Genomic DNA, 19,421 nt, shown 5'->3' with positions numbered 1-19,421 from the left:
AAAAGACTATTTTGAGGTGTCATGCAGGCTGAGACGTTAGAACTGTTGGAATGGAATCGCCTATGTCAGCATTTATCCACATTTACAACGACGAAGCTGGGGGCGATCGCGGCAGTACATTTGCCGATACCCGATCGCTATGATGAGACATTAGAGCTATTAACCCAAACTAAAGAGGCATATTCCCTTGAAGAAAGAAATGCAGGGGTGTCTTTAGATGGGATTCAGAATATTACTGAGGCTGTATTTCGGGCGGAGAAACAGGGGATTTTGTCCGCAGGGGAACTATGGGCGATCGCCACAACTTTGGCAGGAGCAAGAAATTTACGCCGCCAGTTGGATAATGCGGATTACTGTCCAAATTTGCAGATTTTAGCCAGTGAGTTGCGGACTTATCCTGATGTGGAGCAGGAAATTTATCGATGTATTGATGAAGGGGGCAATGTTTTAGATCGGGCTTCGGTACGTTTGGGGGAAATCCGTGATGAGTTAACCTCGGTGCGCGATCAAATTTTGACCAAGTTGCAAAACATCATGCAGCGTAATGCTAGTTCTTTGCAGGAGCAGATCATTACCCAACGCAACGATCGCTATGTTTTATCCGTCAAGTCGCCCCAGCGTGATCGCATTCCAGGCGTAATTCACGATACTTCTAGTACAGGCATGACGCTGTTTGTTGAGCCTAATTCCGTCGTGCAGTCTAATAATCGCTTGCGGCAACTCCTGAAAATGGAGCAAGCCCAAATCGAAATTATTTTGGAGAATCTGAGTGCCAAGGTGACGGCGATCGTTGAAGACTTGCAAAAGTTACTAATTATTGTCACCAAAATTGATCTGGCAGTAGCAAGGGCAAGGTATGCCTATTGGTTAAAGGCAAATCCACCACATTTTGTGGGTGATGAAGCGATCGTTTTGCGGCAACTCCGCCATCCCTTGCTGGTATGGCAACAGCAAAATGAAGAGGGGCGTGAAGTTGTACCTGTGGATGTGTTGGTATCCCCACAAATTTCCGTGGTTGTAATTACAGGTCCGAATACAGGTGGTAAAACTGCCACATTAAAAACCTTTGGGCTAGCAGCATTAATGGCAAAGGCAGGAATGTATATTCCTGCGCGAGAACCTGTGGAATTGCCTTGGTTTGATCTCGTTCTTGCCGATATTGGCGATGAACAGTCGTTACAACAAAATTTATCGACCTTTTCAGGACATATTCGCCGCATCGGTCGCATTCTTGATGCAATTTCCCCGCAATCGCTAGTACTACTCGATGAAGTTGGTGCAGGCACTGACCCCTCCGAAGGCAGTGCGATCGCCACAGCCCTATTGGAATATCTCGGTGAACATACGCGCCTCAGTATTGCCACCACCCACTTTGGCGAACTCAAAGCCCTGAAATATCAAAATCCCAAATTTGAAAATGCTTCTGTCGAGTTTGATGATGCCTCCCTTGCGCCGACCTATCATTTGTTATGGGGGATTCCCGGACGCTCGAATGCTCTGGCGATCGCAGGGCGCTTAGGTTTACCACAGGATATTCTCGAAGCGGCTCAAGTGCGGGTGGGTATTGGTTCAGCAGAAATGAATGAGGTGATCGCCGAACTCGAAGCTCAACGGCGCGAACAAACTCAAAAAACGCAGTCAGCCGCCCAGTTACTCGCGGAAACCGAACGCTTGCATCGGGAGATTTTGGATCGTGCGGAAAAAATGCGATCGCAGGAAAAGGAATTGCGTGAGCGTCAAGAAAAGGAAGTCCAAGCGGCGATCGCGCAAGCTCAAAAAGAAGTGGGGCGAGTGATCCGTAAATTACAAAAAGGGGAACAACTGGGTGAACAAGTAGCTGCCGATGTCCAACGCACTGAACAAAGAATTGAGGAACTAACGAAGCGTCATATGCCCGTGATCCATGAAGAGAAAATTGAGGTCAAGGTGAAAGTGGGCGATCGCGTCCGTATACCTAAATTTAGCAAGATCGCTCAAGTACTCACTGCCCCCAATAGCTCTGGCGAATTTGCTGTTCGTCTAGGAACGATGAAACTATCAATTAATCTTACGGACATCGAACCAATTTAATCATTTGCGTTCATCTATTCGAGCCTTGCTCTGTAAGGCTCAAATGACGGAAAATGGTAAGAGTCGCTTAGCGACTCTTACCATTTTCCGCTTTCGTCTAATTGATGTATTTTTATGATGCAATTTTTCCAGTTTGAAGCCGATTTTGTTTCCTCACTGCGCTGTATTCCCATGCAGGTGCGCTACAAGCTGGATACCTGTGGCATCAAACTAAAACTGCAACATTGGTTGAGTTTTTCAACAGGCGATCGCCAAAAATTAATTGAACTACCCTGTACTACTACCGCAGAAATTCAAAGCTATCGCGACAATTTGCGATCGCTAGTTTGTCAACATTTCCAAATATATCCTAGTGATTTGCCCATTGAAGAAAATCCTGCATGGTTGCAAAGCGAATTTATTCCGATTAGTGTTTTGCAACATATAGAGGAACTAAAAATAGCGATCGCCCTATCGCAATGGCAAAATCTCACCCCCTTGCAAAGATTTGCCCTGATTAAGCTCAGCACCTCCGATCACGAAAACAGTAATTTTTTACCTGCCTTACAAGAGTTTGATTTAGTTTGATACGAGAAGATTGCTTCTCGTATCAAACTTTCATAAAAAAGGGAGTGCATTGCACTCCCTTTTTTTATGAAAGTTGACTTAAGCGATAGCCAACACCATGAATTGTCTCGATCAAGTTGTGAGGCGCACCTGCACCCTTCAACTTATTCCGCAGACTCTTAATCGTAGCGTTGATCGTATCTTCTCTAGGTGGATCAGTTAGTGACCAAACATGCTCAACAATGGTGATCCGCTTCAATACCTGACGACCGTGGTGGAGCAACAACTCAAGGATGTTGTACTCCTTGGGAGTTAAATGCACAGATTGTCCTGTGTAGGAAACCTCGTGCATACCAGGATCGAGTTGTAGTTCCCCCCAACGCAAAACAGTGGGTTCTGCAATCTGAGCGCGGCGCGACAAGGCACGGATACGAGCCATCAACTCAGGTGGATCAATAGGCTTAACGAGGTAATCGTCAGCACCAGCATCCAGACCCTGAACTTTGTCAGAACTCATATCAAGAGCTGTGACCATCAAAATCGGCACATTATTGCCATGAGCACGTAAACGACGACATAGGTTAATGCCATCTAGTTTTGGCAACATGACATCCAGCAAGATGAGGTTATAATCATCAGCTTGAGATTTCTCCCAGCCTTCTTCCCCATCTCTAGCAATATCCACAACACAATGCTGACCTGTTAACACTTCGGCTAAAGTGTCAGCTAAATTAGCATCATCTTCTACAAGGAGAATTCTCATTGGATCGAACAATTCTTAGTAATTTAAGCTTCGATAGGTGCTTATTTGTATGTTAACGGATACCTTTGCAGGTTTATGAAGAATATGAACTTTATAAATCTCGTTAACACGATTCACCCCTATCTATTCGTATCATATACGAAACGTCGAATGCTTTTTCAGAAATGCAAAAATTTTAAGTATTGTTGCGAGTTATACATTTGAAGTCGCCCATAAATCACTATTTTTTTATCTAAATATCATTTAAGATGATTTCTCCCTACTCAAAAAACAGTTGCAACTTTATGTGCTATTTGCGTGACGCTTGCATCGTTGCTAAGTTAAATTGAGGTTGGAAAGAGTCAAAAAATCTAAAAAAAATCTTCGTTAAAAAATGACTGCGAATTTATCTACTTTTAAAACAACGGCATCTCAAGAAATTTTTGCCAAAGCTAAAGAGCTAATGCCTGGTGGTGTGAGTTCCCCTGTCCGAGCCTTTAAATCCGTTGGTGGAGAACCCATCGTCTTCGATCGCGTCAATGGTGCATACGCATGGGACATCGACGGCAATAAGTATATTGACTATGTTGGTTCATGGGGACCTGCGATCGTTGGACATTCACACCCCGAAGTCATCGAAGCACTACATAAAGCATTAGAAAAAGGCACAAGCTTTGGTGCGCCCTGCGTTCTCGAAAACCAACTCGCTGAAATGGTGATCGAAGCTGTACCTAGTGTAGAAATGGTACGCTTTGTTAACTCTGGTACTGAAGCCTGTATGTCCGTATTGCGCTTGATGAGAGCCTTTACAGGTCGCGACAAAATCATCAAGTTTGAAGGCTGCTATCACGGTCACGCTGATATGTTCCTTGTCAAGGCAGGTTCAGGTGTAGCTACCCTCGGTTTACCTGATTCCCCTGGGGTTCCTAAATCCACAACCGCCAATACCCTCACAGCTCCCTACAATGATCTTGAAGCGGTTAAACAGTTATTTGCCGAAAATCCCGATCAAATTTCTGGCGTGATCATCGAGCCAGTAGTTGGAAATGCTGGCTGTATCGTACCTAAGGATGGATTCTTGCAAGGCTTAAAGGATCTCTGTCATGCCAATGGCGCATTATTAGTATTTGATGAAGTAATGACAGGCTTCCGTCTTTCCTATGGCGGCGCACAGGCTCGTTTTGGCATTACACCTGACTTGACCACAATGGGCAAAGTCATTGGCGGCGGTCTACCTGTAGGTGCATATGGCGGACGTAAAGAAATTATGTCCCTAGTTGCGCCTGCGGGCCCCATGTATCAGGCAGGTACATTGTCAGGAAATCCTTTGGCGATGACCGCAGGCATCAAGACGATGGAAATCCTCAAGCGTGCTGGTTCCTATGAATATCTAGAGCAGATCACTAAAAAGTTAGCCGATGGCATGTTAGCGATCGCCCATGAAACTGGACATGCTGCTACGGGTAATATTGTTGGTGCGATGTTCTGTATGTTCTTTACCAATCAAAAGGTATATAGCTACGAAGATGCCAAAACTAGCGATACTGCTAAGTTTGCCAAATTCCATCGTGCCATGCTAGAGCATGGTGTTTACCTCGCTCCATCACAGTTTGAGGCTGGTTTTACCTCCCTTGCCCATACTGATGCTGATATTGAGGCAACTCTCACCGCAGCTCGCACTGTATTGTCACAAATCCCTGCCTAGACTGGGTTTGATGAGATGGGCAAGGCTCATCTCATCAAAAAAAACTGCATTCAGTGGCGGCTTTCTCAAAAATTCATTTACAATGTTCATTAAACTTTCTAGGTTTGTCTACTAGCGAACCACGCTAGTTTGACTTATATCCTTAGAATATCGAAGCATTGAACTTTCCCTTAACTAAATCCGATGCTGACAGAAAATTCAACTGCTAGTACCAAATCTAATAATGGTAATTACAACGGCTCGATCGCACCTGTACAGAGAGCTGATTACTATATGAGTTTGCACAAAGAGTTAGACCATCTTGAAGAAATGGTGCTAGAAAGCGGTCCCCGTGTGATGGGTCATACGGTTATTGACGAAGAAAAATTGTGTCAGCAAATTGATCGCGTCAGGTTATCAGTGCCCGAATCGATCGCTAAGGCAGAAGAGATCCTCCTTTACAAGCAAGATTTAATCGCTGAAGCACAACAATATGCCGAAGATTTAATCAAGTCTGCCGAGTTACGTGCTAGTCAACTCCTCGAAGAATCACTGATTATCCGCCAAGCTGAGCAAGAGGCAAATCAAATCCGCCGCGAGATTCAAGAAGAATGTGATCAAATGCGATCGCAAACCCTCAATGAGGTCAACCAAATGCGTCGCCAAGCGCAAAAGGATCTCGATAGTCTGCATCAGCGTGTAACTAGTGAAGTTCAAGACATGCAGCGTGGGGCAGATGAATATAGTGATCGTGTCTTAGGCAATCTTGAATCACAACTAATTGACATGATCAAAATTGTCCAAAACGGACGCAAAGAGTTACGCCTTTAATTCTTTCCACTAGCCTCAATTAATTGTCAGCCAAGCAATACAGCACCTTATCTGCTTTCAATTCTAGAGTCTATGAAATGGCTTATATCTAGAAAAAAGGTGTACCGAACATAGGCAAAACGATTGTTTAAATTGATCAAGTTTTGATACTTTCATTACATTTCGTTTGAAAGATGAGCATTTTGTATGTTATGTTGTTACATGGCGCAAGAGTGCCATGTTCAACATTAAATTAAATTGATCGCAGGTAGCACGTAATCAATAGCTCCAATTTAAGCTAGCAAGTAGCAAACAAGTTTTTTAAACAAGTTTTTTGTAGCGGCTGCTCTAGTCACCTGCTGAAGATTTCATAGCGTAGAGGTTTTCTATTATCATGTCCATCCGCCTTTATGTTGGCAACCTGCCAGCAGAATTAGATCGCCAAGCTCTAGAAAAAATTTTCAATGAATCAGGTGATTCAGTATCTTTGAAAGTTATAACTGATCGCAAAACTGGCAAATGCCGTGGTTTTGGATTTGTGACCGTCGGATCTGATGAAGTTGCCGATACAGTCATTGAAAAATTTAATGGTTATGACTTTAATGGTGCTGTATTAAAACTGGAAAAAGCCTTGCCTCGTACTAAGGGTAAAGGAGAAGAAGGTTCTGATGAAGAAGGTTCTGATGAATCTGTAAAATCAGAGGGTGAGTCTTCAGCCAGTAATGTTGCTGCACCAGTTAAGCCTGCCGCTAAACGCAAAAAACGTAGTAACAACAAAAAAACTACTGGAAGTTCATCTTCTAGCTCCTCTAGTAGTTCTTCAGAAGCACATCAGCCTGACCCACGCTGGGCTTCAGATCTTGAGCGTCTCAAGCAACAGCTTCTAGAAGCTCAAGGTGCAGCTAAATAAAGTTAAATAAATAAAAAAGCCCTTGCGTTAGCAAGGGCTTTTTTATTTAGGGGCAGTTTCGGCTGGCTTAGGATAGTAGGGAGCCTCATCTGTTAAAGGAGGACGCAACCAGAATCGTAGGGTGTAAAAAATTAACTCTTTAATTTCTGTCCATGCACGTTCCGATCGCACAAAAGATGTGGCATTAAATAGAAAATACCGATGCTGGAGTTGAAACTGTTTGCCAATTGGCCAAGGACATTGCTTAGCCAAATCGGTGTGACTGTCCGAAGGATAACCAGCAGTGGTTAGAGAAGCATTAAGATCTTGGTTCCTAAAAGATAAAAACGCCCGAGTCGCCTCAATTGGAGAAGTAATTAGTAAGATTCTTCTACTATTGCGGGCATCTTCTCGTAATAATTTATTTTTCTCTAATGATTTGATAAGTTTCGAGATTTCATCCCCACTACTACGCACAGTCACACCCGAAGGCTCAATGATTACAAAAGGACGAATTCCTGAGAAGTTAGGTAAATTTGTCAGGAGATCACACATTTGATCGGCTTCAGTTAAATCAACTTGAGGAATACCATCACTAGGGTTAGCGGTATTAGTGAAATAACCTTCGTAGCGAGGGTCATAGCGCAACCCAATATTAGGTGTACCTGCGCGACTAGCAATCTCATTTCTGACATTTTCTTTAGTGCGGGTGGGCAGAGCTTCTGGTGCAGTCAAGCATGGATACCCTTTAGTCGGAGGACGAGTTGTATGTCTACCACCACTCAGCAGAATATAAGGTTTTTGCTGTGGATTAGCCGCATTCCATAATCTGATTGCTTCCTGTAGGCGAGGTTCATAGGGAGGATTTTCGGCAAGCACAACAATGAGATCGTAAACGCCCCGCCTAAAATCCGCTAGTTCCTGTTCTGATAAATTGCGTACTGGACGACGATAAGACTGTTCGATCGCATTAGCACCTTGCTGCTCTAAGTAACAAGTAAATAGTTCTGAAGTAGCGTTATTTGTGGATACCGCAAATAGAATTAGAACGATTAATATTTCCTTAGTGACAATAGCGACTTTATCCGCAGCGCCTTTGTTATCAACCTTATCGCCACTTTTAATTTTTAAATCTTTTAACCTTAACCAGAAATTAAAAAATAGTAGTAATAGGATAATTCCAGTTAATGTAAAAGGGAAGGAAAGAAACTCAACAATAATCTTGGGGACTGGATCTTCAACAAATCGAAAACTAGCAAAAATAATAACAACTAATGCTGTAAATACAACCAGTCCAAAGATGCGAAACCAATCTTTGGGGATGGCTCTAAATAGAATTAGAAAAACTGGGATTGCAATAATCCAAATTAGAATATTGGTTAATAGATCGAACACGATCCCTCCAAAATTCTCTAGTAGTCCTCGTGCTGGACTGACGGTAAAATGTATCAGTGCAATATGCTAGTCAATAGAGTCACATCTGTAAAGGGCTTTATCAGGTTTTATCTGACTTTTTCTGCCAAATTTATGGCTACCTACTCAAGAGAAAGGGACGGGAAAGAAAATACGGAAACGATTTTTTGTGGTGCGGCAAAGCCGCGCCACAAAAAATTTGGTTCTTTATTAAATCGCTGAACCCTAACCAGTAATTTATTCTGTTTTGTAAAACTCAAACCCTATGCCCGCGAAAGAAGAGTTACGTTTACCCAGTTGGTTGCGTCCAAAAATTGGTAATGCTAGCGAAATCTCCGAAGTTCAGAAAATTATTAAACAACGTGGGATTCATACCATTTGTGAGGAGGGGCGTTGTCCTAATCGGGCGGAGTGCTATTCCCAGAAGACGGCGACTTTTTTGTTAATGGGGCCGACCTGTACCCGTGCCTGTGGTTTTTGCCAAGTTGATAAGGGACATCAGCCTATGCCCCTTGATCCTGAGGAAGCTAATAAGGTTGCCGAAGCGGTGGAATTATTAGGTCTAGATTATGTGGTACTGACTTCAGTGGCACGGGATGATTTAGCGGATCAGGGAGCTAGTTGCTTTGTAGAAGCCATGCAAGCAATTCGCCGATCGCGCCCAAATGTGAAGATCGAAGTATTAACGCCCGACTTTCGGGGCGATCGCGATTGCATTGAAACGGTGGTTGCGGCTGAGCCTGTTTGCTATAACCACAATATCGAGACAGTGCGACGTTTGCAGGGTAAAGTGCGACGGGGTGCAAAATATGAGCGATCGCTCTCAGTTTTACAAATAGTCAAAGATCTTGATCCCTGCATTATTACCAAATCGGGCTTGATGGTGGGGCATGGGGAAACGGTGGAGGAGCTAACCGAGACGATGCAGGATTTATATGCAGTGGGTTGCAGTTCCCTCACCATTGGGCAATACTTGCGCCCATCCCTTGAGCATTTGCCTGTCCAGAAATATTGGACTCCTGAGGAGTTTGACCAATTAGGGATGATCGCTCGGCAAATTGGATTTACCCATGTGCGATCGGGAGCCTTGGTGCGGAGTTCCTATCATGCTAGCCAAACTTCGTAAAACTGCTCCCGTAGGGAGCAGTTTTACAAAAAAATAGCGGGTAATGGCAACGTCAGTAAATCCATTTCCCGCTAACTCTTGTTCAATGAAACAATTGAGACGCATCTATAAGTTCCCACGAAGCGAAAAGGGTTTTCATCAGCTAAAGCGCTTATTTGAAATGCTTTCTATATCAGCATTTTGGCTTGATCCCTCAAATTAGAAATATCGCTACCCAAACCCCAAAGAGAGTTACGGCGCTACGCGCCGCAACTCTCTTAATTACCGTACCAGATGCTTTCAATGCGATCGCTAAGATCAATGGCAAGTTCATGACTCTCTGCCAAAATTGTGACATGACCGAGTTTGCGCCCAACCGAAGAACTAGTTTTGTTGTACCAATGAATGTGAGTATTTGGGAAATTGGCGATTGCTTTGAGCTTCTCGGCATAGCGAGAATTCTCAATAGATTTCTCAGAACTTGTCCAAGTTGCCTTTTCATATCCTAAGAGATTGACCATCACCGCAACATTCGCAACCATTGCGACATCGCCTAAATCCATTCCACTAACTACACGGAGTAACTGCTCAAATTGGGAAGTGTGACAGCCTTCAATCGTGTAATGTCCTGAATTGTGCGTGCGGGGAGCAATTTCATTCACACTGATTTCGCCTGTTGCGGTTAAAAAGAACTCAATCCCAAATACGCCGATCGCATCCAGAGTCGTGACAATTTGGGTAGCAATAGTTTCTACCTGTTGGCGAATGCTTGGTGCAATCCGAGCAGGCGCAACTGTACGGCGACAAACTTGATTGGTTTGCAGAGTCTCGACTACAGGATAAATAGAAATTGCACCAGATTCCGAACGAGTAGCTATAACCGCCAGTTCACTTTCAAAGGGAATGAATTTTTCGGTGATCGCAGGGGCTTTGTGCATACTTTCCCAAGCAGATTGTAGTTCTATTTCATTGGCAATTACCCAAGTACCTTTGCCGTCATAACCATGTCTTCTCGCTTTGAGTACTAAGGGATAATTTAGTTTTGTCGCTGCGGCTAAAAGTTCTGTTTCTGTTTCTACACTATAAAATTCAGGTGTGGGAATATGGTGATCGCGAAAATGTTGGCGTTGGTTCAGCTTATCAACGGAAATCGCTAAGGTTTCTAATTTTGGTAAGAACAATAATTGGCGATCGCCTTGATAATCTAGCAATTCCTGTAAAGCTACGAGATCAACAAATTCATTCTCAAAGGTGATTACCTGACAATGTTCCGCAAGCTGAGCAGTAGCGATCGCATCGGCAACTTTGCCATAAATCACGCGATCGGCTATAGGTACTGCCGATTCGTCGGGGCTGGATGCCTGCACTGCGAGATGTAGCCCTAGACCTTTGGCAGCGATCGCCATCATCCAAGCCAGTTGACCACCACCAATCACCCCGATTTTTTGTCGAGTAACCACTACAAAATTCCTGAATCAATCTATAAAATTGCCAAATAGCCTCTTATTATAAGGCATTCATATATAGCAATCCTAAAAGGTTTGTGGAAGCGCACCCCTTTGGGGTGCGCTTCCACAAACCTAAAAATCTACAAATGATTTAGGACTGCTATATATCAGTAGCCAGTTATGTTAGGACAAAACCAAAAAACAGAAGAGAGTTGCGGCGCGAAGCGCCGCAACTCTCTTCTGTTTTTTGGTTTTGTCAAAGTTGCAAAATATTTCCAAAAATCACGAATAAGGCGGCTTGATTTACAAAAATATGGCTAAAAGTTGATAATTATTGCATCTAGTCATTGAGGCGAAAATGCAATGGGAACCATGAAGGCTAAGGTTGCAACCAAATTAAAAATACGTCCAGTAAATTCCTCAGAACTCACAAAACCTAACGAAACTATTGATGTTCCCGTAGGTAAAACCTATGGATTTGATAAATTTGAGTCTGCGGATAATGGACATCTAAAAGTGACATTGGCGGCTAATAGTGGAGTTTATTATGTATATCCTCCCCATTGGGATGGATTAACTCCTGCTCAAATTGTCAGTAAGCAGCAAGCGGAAGCTCTTTTTGGGAATACAATCACTGATCCCCAATTGCAAGACCTGAATTCCTGTTTAGTTCGCTACAAGATTACTACAGCTCCAAGACTGCGGCATTTCCTTAGTCAAATTGCCCATGAGTCGGGAGGGTTGCAATATACAGAAGAACTTGCCGATGGTTCTGATTATGAAGGTCGTGATGATTTGGGCAATGTCAATGCTGGCGATGGACCAAAGTATAAAGGGGCTGGTGTAATTCAGCTAACGGGACGCGCTAATTATCAGGCTTTTAGCAATGCGATCGCTGATCCCAAAGTTATGGATGGGGTTAATTATGTTGCTGCTAAATATCCATTTACGAGTGCAGGTTTTTGGTGGGACAACAATCAGATGAATGCGCTATGTGATAGTGGCGCAACTGTAGAGCAGGTAACGTTGAGAGTGAATGGTGGCTATAACGGTTTAGAAGATCGTCAACATTACTACCAAAAAGCTTGTGGCATTTTTGCCTAAATTGACACATAAAAAAGCACTGCGATGCAGTGCTTTTTTATGAAACCTAAGCTGGGGACGAGACTCGAACTCGTGACCTACTGATTACAAATCAGTTGCTCTACCAACTGAGCTACACCAGCAAATTTAGCGCTAAAGCATAATAACAGAAGTGCGATCGCTTTAGCAATATTTAGAAATCAAATAATTGAGCCGCCTGCGTAGCAGGCGGCTCAATTATTTGGAAGTGATAGCCTAGACTAAAATTAGCCTTGTTTTTGCTTGTCAAGTGGTTGACGCTAATGAAATATCCCTACAAAATGCTTAATAGACAAGTTTTTGGTTACTTAGAAAAGCGAAGTACAGGTTTGTTTCCCCGCCTTCGGCGGGGAAACAAACCTGTACTTCGCTAGACTGGTAAAATCGAAATTCTAAAAATTTGGCATGAAAACATAAATAGTTAGCTTAAATATAGATTTGATCATACGGATATGGCTAGGACAAGCGATCGCACCACAAATACCCAACAGGTAAATCACTACAAAACTCTGCGAATTAGCTATAACGCGAATCCTGCTGAGGTCAAGAGTGCTTATCGTGGACTAGTCAAAGAATTTCACCCCGATTGCAATCACCATCTGGACAATCATGATGATATTGCCTCGATCAATCTCGCCTACGAAGTCCTCAGCAACCCTCAAGCCCGTGCTCATTACGATCGTAGTTTAGGGATTAAGCATAGTCCGAGTAGTAGTTCTCAAGGAGTTAAGCGATCGCCTACCAAGCGCGAAACCCATCTCAACGAAGATCAAAAAATTGATCGCTGGTGTAAACAGGTCTATGAACCAATTCTTGATCTTCTAGAAGGGATTCTCGATAGTCTTGATGAACAGATTGATGCGCTTGCCGATGATCCCTATGATGATGGACTGATGGAAGACTTTGAGGACTACATCGATGAATGTCGTGGTTCCTATGCTAAGGCACAGATTTTCTTTAGGGCAGTTCCCAATCCTGCCTCCGCCGCAGGCATCGCTAGCTATCTTTATCACTGCCTTAATGCCATTAGTGATGGCATTGAAGAGTTAAATTATTTCACCTTAAATTTTGACGATCACCATTTGCATACAGGTCAGGAGCTATGGCGCAGGGCTGAAGAGATGCGCTACTACGCCCAAAGGGCAATGCAAAATTTGCAAACTAACTAACTAAAAAGACCACGCAAAGCGTGGTCTTTTTAGTTAGAGTACGGTAAACCCTACAGAATTAGGTAGAGTCCCCCTGATGTGCTAATCGGGAAAAGTAGTTAATCTGGTATGAGATTAAAGGATTAACACAAAAGTTAAAGTTTAGGAGTTGGAAGCCTTATGGCTAAAGTAGTTGGAATCGACTTAGGTACGACAAACTCAGTCGTCGCCGTCATGGAAGGGGGCAAGCCAACGGTGATTGCAAACGCCGAAGGCTTCCGTACCACACCATCGGTAGTTGCTTACGCAAAGAATGGCGATCGCTTGGTTGGACAAATTGCTAAGCGTCAAGCCGTCATGAACACTGAAAACACATTTTATTCAGTAAAGCGCTTTATCGGCAGACGTTATGACGAAGTTAGCGGCGAATCCAAGCAAGTCGCTTACAAAGTAATGAAGGTGGGCGAAAACGTCAAAATTGACGCACCTGCTGCTAGCAAACAATTTGCACCAGAAGAAATTTCTGCTCAAGTACTCCGCAAACTAGTTGACGATGCTAGCAAATATTTAGGCGAAACCGTCACCCAAGCAGTTATCACCGTTCCTGCATATTTCAACGACTCTCAGCGTCAAGCCACTAAGGATGCTGGCAAGATCGCAGGTGTTGAAGTTCTCCGTATTATTAACGAGCCAACCGCCGCAGCATTGGCTTACGGTCTAGATAGCAAAACTAACGAAACCATCCTCGTATTTGACCTTGGTGGCGGTACTTTCGACGTATCGATCCTCGAAGTGGGCGACGGTGTATTTGAAGTAATGTCTACCAGTGGCGACACTCACCTCGGTGGTGACGACTTCGATAAGAAGATCGTAGACTTCCTCGCCAATCAGTTCCAGTCTGCCGAAGGCATCGACCTCCGCAAGGACAAGCAAGCTTTACAACGTTTGACCGAAGCTGCGGAAAAGGCAAAGATTGAGCTATCTAGCGTTACTCAAACTGAAATCAACTTGCCTTTCATCACCGCAACTCAAGATGGTCCTAAGCACTTAGATACCACCTTGACCCGTGCTAAGTTTGAAGAGCTTTGCTCTGATCTAATCGATCGCTGCCGCATTCCCGTTGAACAAGCGATCCGTGATGCCAAGATCGACAAGTCGAAGATCGATGAAGTGGTTCTCGTTGGTGGTTCAACCCGTATTCCTGCGGTTCAAGAAGTTGTTAAGAAGATTCTTGGCAAAGACCCCAACCAAAGCGTTAACCCCGATGAAGTTGTGGCGATCGGTGCAGCAGTTCAAGCAGGTGTACTTGCTGGTGAAGTTAAGGACATTCTCTTGCTCGACGTTACTCCTCTCTCCCTCGGTGTTGAAACCTTGGGCGGCGTAATGACCAAGATTATTCCTAGAAACACCACTGTTCCTACTAAGAAGTCTGAAGTCTTCTCCACTGCGGTTGATGGACAAAGCAATGTGGAAATTCACGTTCTCCAAGGTGAGCGTGAAATGGCTAACGACAACAAGAGTCTCGGAACCTTCCGTCTTGATGGTATTCCTCCTGCTCCTCGTGGCGTACCTCAAATCGAAGTTACCTTCGACATCGATGCTAACGGTTTGCTCTCTGTAACTGCGAAGGACAAGGGAACTGGAAAAGTCCAAACCATCTCCATCTCTGGTGCTTCCACCTTGCCTAAGGATGAAGTGGAACGCATGGTTAACGAAGCAGAACGTAACTCTGCTGCTGATAAAGAGAAGCGCGATCGCATTGAAGCGAAGAACCAAGCTGACTCCCTTGCCTACCAAGCTGAGAAGCAAATCAAGGATCTCGGCGACAAGGTTCCTGAAGCTGACAAGACTAAGATCGAAGGTTTGGTCAAGACTCTCCGTGAATCCATTGCTAAGGATGACCACGAGGCAATCACTGCTCAAGCTGAAGAGTTGAAGCAAGCGCTCTATGCTCTTAGCTCCTCTGTCTATCAACAAGGTGGCGCGGAAGCTCCAACTGGTGCGGCTCCTGAAGATGGAACCCGTGATGCGGCAAGTGGCGATGACAATGTAATCGATGCTGACTTTACTGAATCTAAGTAGTCACTATTCAAACAGGTAATTTCTGATCCTGTTTTTTATAAAAAGGCGGCGCATTGCGCCGCCTTTTTATTTTGGTGATAAATTTGCTTGCATCCAATACTAGTTAAAGCCATATAAGCTACTATTTGGTTGTGAAATCTCAGAGAGTCCGAGTATGCAGTTAAAAAGTGTCGTTCAGCCCTTTGGTGAAGTCAATGTCTACCCACAAAACAATGGAGAAATTGACATTGTTGCAACTATTCTGATGGTTCCAGACATTGAAGGTGCAAGAGTTGGCTTAGCTCTGGATGGTTCTGCATCCATGAAAAAAATGTATGGCATCAGTGGTGTTGTCAGCAGCTTTTTTGCCAGTGCTGCCATTACGCAAAATGTCGTTGAGCCAGTGACAAGGGTGATGGTCAAGTACCTTGCTAATTTTGCCGCAACGGGTAGGGTTGACCTGATTAACTGGGCTTGTGGTGCTGCTGGTGAACTTATCGAAGATTTAGGCAGCTTTGGGGGCGAAGAGATTGAACAGTTTCCTATCAAGGGGCCGAAAATCCCTTGGGGTACAGGTACAAAACTATTACCACCTTTACGATATTTTATTAACAAATATAAAGATGCTCCTGCGATCGGGGTCAAGCAACCTGCGGCAATCTGCCTGATTATCACCGATGGCATTATTGAAGATCTTGAAGAGGTCAAAGAGTACTGCTTTAAATATGCTCTCGAAATTGCGGATCAAACAAAGCCATTTATTAAGCTATTACTGATTGGTGTAGGCAAAGAGATTGATGAGAAGCAATTAGAAGATCTCGATAATATGTTTGAAGGAAGCTTTATCAAAGATGCCGCAGGTCGTGACATTGATCTGTGGGATTATCAAGTTGCCGATGATATTCAGATTTTGGAACAGATTTTTAAAGAATTTGTGTCCGCGGAAACGATTGTCACTCACTATGGTCGGATTCTCAATCAAGCAGGTACAGTTTGTGAAGAGTATAGCCTCGGTGTTCCTGCTCTAATGCGTTTCAAGTTACCTGCGGGTTCCACTTCCTTTACTCTAGAGTTTTCTGGAGGTAATGTCACCCAAGATATTACTGAAGCTTTACCGAAAGATCTAGGATCTCCTCTCATTCCTCAAACTGAACAATGGCACGATGTTGTAGATTTCGGATAAATAAGTAGAACGAGAATATAAAACCTTGCATTGCAAGGTTTTATATCTCCCAACTTGGATATAGCATCAAGCATTATAAATTAGTCATCTAAAGAAGCAAGAGAAATAGATTGCCATGCTACAGGAAAATAATTCTACGACTAATGAATTAGAACGTGAAGTTAATGGCGAAGTAATCACTCAACTCAGTCATAGAGCAAAGAGTTTTCAAATGCCTGCACATCTAGTGGCAGCAGAATTCGGCGAAGTGAATGTTTTGAGAGAAGAATCGGCATCTAATTCAGAATTGTTGGAATGTCAGGTAGCATTGACGATCGCGATGGAGCCTCAGGGAAGATTTGCGGAAGGGTGGCGGACGGGCTTGGCTTTAGATGCGAGTGCGTCGATGAAACGCGCCTATGGACGCAAAGTAGAGGCACGGGTTGATCCTGAACTATTGACTGACTATATTAAACAGGGGCGCTTACGTTCTTATATAGAGGACGGAGAACCGACGCGGAAGATTCAGCGTGAAGCCTTTGCCGAAATCCAAGAACGTGGCTATGAGATTAACTATACAGAAAATATTTTGCAGCCCTTGGTACAGGATTTTACAGCCTATTTAGCAGGAAGTTTGGATGGGACTGGTAAGACTTCGCTGATTTATTGGGGCTGTGGCAAGGGTGATGAAATCCAAGTTTTGGGTGAATTTGATGCGGATAGTTGTCAGGAGTTAGCAATTACAGGACCTGCTAGTTTTAAACTTGGCAAGACCACTAAGCTATTGCCCGCGATCGCTTATTTTGTCGATCAATATCGTGAAGCACAGAGGGGGATGTATATCTTTCTCACCGATGGCAGGATTGATGATTTAGAAAAGGTCAAACTTTATACGAAGGAATTAGCTTTAGAGATCGCCGTTGGAAAGCGCAATTATTTGAAATTGATTTTGATTGGAATTGGTAATGATGTCGATCGCTATCAATTGCAAGAATTAGATGATTTTGATACGGGCTTAGACATCGATCTCTGGGATTACAAAATTGCGAGTGAAATGCATAATCTCACTCAGATTTTTGCAGAAGTAGTTAATGAAAATCAGATCATTGCCGAAAGTGCCTCCATTTATGACGATGCGGGCAATTGTGTCAAAGCCTATACCAAAGGTTTACCCGCTAAAGTTGACTTCGTGATGCGTGATGATTCGCAATGGTTTGAGCTAGAGGTCGGCAATCAGCGAATTCGTCAATCAGTGGTTTTAGGTGCAGTGGCGATCGCGCCTTTAGTAAAGAAACAACTATTCGACTTTGAGATTAAAGCAAGTGAAAGTCGGAATGCAGCTTTATTTGAAGATGGAAATGATGAAGAGTCAGAAGACGATCAGACATCGACTTCGCATCCTTGGTGGAAATGGTTGGCAGCAGTATTCATTGGTGCTGCCTTTATCGGAACAGTGATCGCCTTTGGTATTTTAATCAAGCGATCGGACGATACCAAACTTCAAAATCTCTCTACATCGACTGTCAATAAAGAAGCTGAGACTAATCCCTCAGCTACGAATAGAGTAAATTCTCAACCCTCTAATAATGTTGCTAAGAATAATGTTTCTAAATCGAATCTGAATAGTTCTAATCCTACCGATGATAGCTCTAACAACTCAAATAATAAGTTCCAGACTCTTGCCAGTAAAAGTGATCAGCAAAAGTCAGTTGCTGATAGTAGCACTACTTCTAGTAATAAGTCGCAGACTAGCGTCAGTAGTAACAATCAACAATTAGCGAAGACGTTCAATGATGTTCAGACTACAAAAGTTACTAGTTCGGTAGCTCCCTCTCCTAATGAGTTACAGTTAGATAAGTTAGATAGTAGTAATAAATCAGCAAGTAGCCCAGTCAGCAATTTTGTAAAAATGGCAGGCGAGTTATCTGAAAAGAATTCTCTTAACAATTTCCTAAAATTAAGCAGTACTAATTCCATTAATAATTCTCTAAAAGAATTAAATAATAGTCCTAGCAATCTTAATAATAATTTGGGGAAGCAACCAAGTGATAATCCTAGCAATAATGCTGAAAGCAATGCCGCTAGCAAATCGATAAATGATTCTAGCAAGAATTCTATTTCTACTAATAGTTCTAGTAATGGAAATAATACTAATTCGGCTAACAGCAATACTCGTAATAGCGATCGCAGTAATAGTGAGCGAAATATTAGTCCTTCGCTCTTGCCGATTACCAATCCTGACCTAGAGTTAACTATATTTTTCCCCTCCGATGAAGCGCAACTGATGCCACCTGAAGAAACCAAAATCGATAATTTCTGGTCAAAAATTCAGGGGCGACGCGGCATTATTCAAGTGAGTGGTCATACCGATAAAACGGGTGACTATGCCTATAATCTCGATCTTTCCCAAGCAAGGGCAAATGAAGTGGTGAGATTATTACGCGATCGTGGGCTTGATAATAATTACAAAATCACTTTTGAGGCTTTATCGTGGCTGCAACCTTCAAGAAAAAATAATACGGCGATCGATAATGCCTTTAATCGTCGAGTGGTTATCCAGTTTAAAGAGCAACGCTAAATGTAGCAGTTTTAATTTTGTCCGAAGTAAAATTAAAACGCCAAACCCTTACTGTGATTGTTTATAGGATTTTGTAAATGCTTACATCATTATTTTAAAAATGCTGTAAGCCCAAAAGATAGGCACAGCACAACCCTCTTTTGGGTTTTATGTCTTAAATGCTTGTGTAGTCGTTTACAATAGTAATGGTTAGTTTTTTTACCTTTTGAGGTATGCTCTAACCTTAAAAATTATGTAACCCTGAGGACATAAGCGAATGCTACATCGCAAAATATATCAACTTTGTGAAGCCAAGAGCGATGTTTGGATTTACCTGAGGGATCAGGGACGTTGGCTAGAAAGAGCCAGAATACTAGATATTGAAGGAGACGTAGTAACAATTCGTTACGAGACTGAAGACGAAGATGAAGTTTGCTCTTGGGAAGAAATGGTCAGATTAGAGAGTATTGGTGCGGTAACGCAAAGACTATCGTCGGTCACAAAAACAGGGATGTCATCCAGCGATTTATTGGTGTCCGATGATTGTCCTGAAGCTGAACAAATCCGACCCCGCCTCGATCCTGACAAATAATTGCCAACTGGGGGAAATGCTGCCTCCTTTTATTATCAGCCTAGAGTGGGTGCATTGCGCCCACTCTATTTT

15 protein-coding genes and 1 tRNA gene are annotated in these 19,421 nt (G+C 43.2%); 12 read left to right on the top strand and 4 right to left on the bottom strand.

Annotated features, from left to right (window positions below):
- Positions 1-21: 21 nt before the first annotated feature.
- Together NMG48_RS05100 and NMG48_RS05095 are read left to right on the top strand one after the other, a co-directional pair.
- Positions 22-2,070 (top strand): endonuclease MutS2, encoded by a 2,049-nt coding sequence (locus NMG48_RS05100; RefSeq protein ID WP_271254262.1) that lies wholly within the window; start codon positions 22-24, stop codon positions 2,068-2,070.
- 114 nt (positions 2,071-2,184) lie between these two features.
- Complete coding sequence (locus tag NMG48_RS05095) at positions 2,185-2,637, top strand: nitrate reductase associated protein (RefSeq protein ID WP_271254261.1); 453 nt, start codon at positions 2,185-2,187, stop codon at positions 2,635-2,637.
- Positions 2,638-2,701: 64 nt separating this feature from the next.
- Here NMG48_RS05095 and NMG48_RS05090 read toward each other — a convergent pair whose 3' ends face one another.
- Positions 2,702-3,379: a response regulator transcription factor gene (locus NMG48_RS05090; protein ID WP_126388678.1), complete on the bottom strand. Its 678-nt coding sequence runs from the start codon at positions 3,377-3,379 to the stop codon at positions 2,702-2,704.
- Positions 3,380-3,752: 373 nt separating this feature from the next.
- Here NMG48_RS05090 and hemL point away from each other — a divergent pair, with 373 nt between their 5' ends.
- The 3 genes from hemL (at position 3,753) to NMG48_RS05075 (ending at position 6,762) form a co-directional block, all read left to right on the top strand.
- Positions 3,753-5,063 (top strand): glutamate-1-semialdehyde 2,1-aminomutase, encoded by a 1,311-nt coding sequence (hemL, locus tag NMG48_RS05085; protein WP_271254260.1) that lies wholly within the window; start codon positions 3,753-3,755, stop codon positions 5,061-5,063.
- Positions 5,064-5,246: 183 nt separating this feature from the next.
- The gene (locus NMG48_RS05080; RefSeq protein WP_271254259.1) at positions 5,247-5,873 is read left to right on the top strand and encodes a hypothetical protein; all 627 of its coding nucleotides are present in this window, start codon (positions 5,247-5,249) and stop codon (positions 5,871-5,873) included.
- Between the two features lie 373 nt (positions 5,874-6,246).
- The gene (locus NMG48_RS05075) at positions 6,247-6,762 is read left to right on the top strand and encodes an RNA recognition motif domain-containing protein (RefSeq protein WP_271254258.1); all 516 of its coding nucleotides are present in this window, start codon (positions 6,247-6,249) and stop codon (positions 6,760-6,762) included.
- A gap of 42 nt (positions 6,763-6,804) precedes the next feature.
- Here the strand turns inward: NMG48_RS05075 and NMG48_RS05070 are convergent, their stop codons facing one another.
- A complete protein-coding gene (locus tag NMG48_RS05070; protein ID WP_271254257.1) occupies positions 6,805-8,136 on the bottom strand; it encodes a hypothetical protein in 1,332 nt (443 codons plus the stop codon).
- A 283-nt stretch (positions 8,137-8,419) separates the two neighbouring features.
- On the opposite strand from NMG48_RS05070, the gene lipA reads away from it, so the two are divergent.
- Positions 8,420-9,280 carry a lipoyl synthase gene (lipA, locus tag NMG48_RS05065; RefSeq protein ID WP_271254256.1) on the top strand — a complete coding sequence of 287 codons (861 nt, stop codon included), beginning with the start codon at positions 8,420-8,422 and terminating at the stop codon, positions 9,278-9,280.
- 257 nt (positions 9,281-9,537) lie between these two features.
- Here lipA and NMG48_RS05060 read toward each other — a convergent pair whose 3' ends face one another.
- The gene (locus NMG48_RS05060; RefSeq protein WP_271254255.1) at positions 9,538-10,719 is read right to left on the bottom strand and encodes a 5-(carboxyamino)imidazole ribonucleotide synthase; all 1,182 of its coding nucleotides are present in this window, start codon (positions 10,717-10,719) and stop codon (positions 9,538-9,540) included.
- Between the two features lie 351 nt (positions 10,720-11,070).
- Between NMG48_RS05060 and NMG48_RS05055 the strand changes: the two genes are divergently transcribed.
- Positions 11,071-11,811 carry a glycoside hydrolase family 19 protein gene (locus NMG48_RS05055; RefSeq protein WP_271254254.1) on the top strand — a complete coding sequence of 247 codons (741 nt, stop codon included), beginning with the start codon at positions 11,071-11,073 and terminating at the stop codon, positions 11,809-11,811.
- Between the two features lie 49 nt (positions 11,812-11,860).
- Here the strand turns inward: NMG48_RS05055 and NMG48_RS05050 are convergent.
- Positions 11,861-11,933: transfer RNA gene (locus NMG48_RS05050), tRNA-Thr, on the bottom strand.
- Positions 11,934-12,281: 348 nt separating this feature from the next.
- Between NMG48_RS05050 and NMG48_RS05045 the strand changes: the two genes are divergently transcribed.
- The 5 genes from NMG48_RS05045 to NMG48_RS05025 all read left to right on the top strand — a co-directional run bounded on the left by NMG48_RS05045 (position 12,282) and on the right by NMG48_RS05025 (position 19,349).
- On the top strand, positions 12,282-12,998 hold the full coding sequence (locus NMG48_RS05045; protein WP_271254253.1) for a J domain-containing protein: 717 nt from the start codon (positions 12,282-12,284) through the stop codon (positions 12,996-12,998).
- 159 nt (positions 12,999-13,157) lie between these two features.
- Positions 13,158-15,059, top strand: coding sequence for a molecular chaperone DnaK (gene dnaK, locus NMG48_RS05040; protein ID WP_126388662.1), 1,902 nt, complete (start codon positions 13,158-13,160; stop codon positions 15,057-15,059).
- A gap of 154 nt (positions 15,060-15,213) precedes the next feature.
- Positions 15,214-16,221, top strand: coding sequence for a VWA domain-containing protein (locus NMG48_RS05035; protein ID WP_271254252.1), 1,008 nt, complete (start codon positions 15,214-15,216; stop codon positions 16,219-16,221).
- A 115-nt stretch (positions 16,222-16,336) separates the two neighbouring features.
- A complete protein-coding gene (locus NMG48_RS05030; RefSeq protein WP_271254251.1) occupies positions 16,337-18,778 on the top strand; it encodes an OmpA family protein in 2,442 nt (813 codons plus the stop codon).
- Positions 18,779-19,034: 256 nt separating this feature from the next.
- Positions 19,035-19,349: a DUF6679 family protein gene (locus NMG48_RS05025; protein WP_126388656.1), complete on the top strand. Its 315-nt coding sequence runs from the start codon at positions 19,035-19,037 to the stop codon at positions 19,347-19,349.
- Positions 19,350-19,421 lie beyond the last annotated feature (72 nt).

Source organism: Pseudanabaena sp. Chao 1811 (genome assembly GCF_027942295.1).
Classification (GTDB): Bacteria; Cyanobacteriota; Cyanobacteriia; order Pseudanabaenales; family Pseudanabaenaceae; genus Pseudanabaena.
This window is presented reverse-complemented; position numbering and strand designations above follow the sequence as displayed.